Origin of the sequence: Caballeronia terrestris (assembly GCF_001544515.1) — a bacterium.
In the GTDB taxonomy this organism is placed as follows: Bacteria; Pseudomonadota; Gammaproteobacteria; order Burkholderiales; family Burkholderiaceae; genus Caballeronia; species Caballeronia terrestris.
Genome location: NZ_FCOL02000520.1, coordinates 1 through 902, shown reverse-complemented (window position 1 = coordinate 902; position 902 = coordinate 1). Strand labels below are relative to the sequence as shown.

General features: G+C 59.8%; 1 protein-coding gene and 1 pseudogene. Both read left to right on the top strand.

Going from position 1 to position 902, the window contains the following annotated elements:
* Window positions 1-150 (top strand): annotated as a pseudogene (locus tag AWB67_RS38680) (acetyl-CoA C-acetyltransferase); the annotation flags it as partial.
* Between the two features lie 112 nt (window positions 151-262).
* Window positions 263-902, top strand: a 640-nt coding sequence (gene phbB, locus AWB67_RS38675; protein WP_235025633.1) for an acetoacetyl-CoA reductase, incomplete at its 3' end; no start/stop codon positions are given.

Sequence of the window (902 nt, the reverse complement as noted above, 5' to 3'; positions counted from 1 at the left end):
ATCGCGATCGGTCACCCGATCGGCGCATCCGGCTGCCGCATTCTCGTCACGCTCCTGCACGAAATGCAGAAGCGCGATGCGAAGAAGGGCTTGGCGTCGCTGTGCATCGGCGGCGGAATGGGCGTGGCGATGGCGGTCGAGCGTCCGTAAGCGCGGTCAGCGGCGATTCTCATCGGTTATCGGCCACAACAGGTTTGCTGAGACGAGCGGGAAGCGACGGGCGGCACCGCCGGCTTTCCGCATAACGAAAATGGAGTGAGATATGACGAAGCGCATAGCGTATGTGACGGGTGGCATGGGTGGCATTGGCACGAGCATCAGTCAACGTTTGCATAAGGACGGCTATACGGTCGTCGCCGGCTGTGGCCCGAACTCTCCGCGCCGTGTCAAATGGCTTGAGGAACAGAAGGCGCTTGGGTACGACTTTATCGCGTCGGAAGGCAATGTCGGTGACTGGGAATCGACCAAAAAAGCGTTCGACAAGGTCAAGGCAGAAGTCGGCGAGATCGACATCCTCGTGAACAACGCCGGCATCACGCGCGATGGTGTGTTCCGCAAGATGACGCACGAGGACTGGACCGCGGTCATCGACACCAACTTGACGAGCCTCTTCAACGTGACCAAACAGGTGGTCGACGGCATGGTCGAGCGCGGTTTCGGGCGGATCATCAACATTTCGTCGGTGAACGGTCAGAAAGGACAGTTCGGCCAGACCAACTATTCGACGGCGAAGGCCGGCATCCACGGATTCACGATGGCGCTCGCGCAGGAAGTGGCGACCAAGGGCGTGACGGTCAACACGGTGTCGCCGGGCTATATCGGCACTGAACCGCCCCGGAAATATAGGAGACTTCGGATCTTGGCTGTGACAGGAGATTTAATGGAATGGACGCCCCCACCCG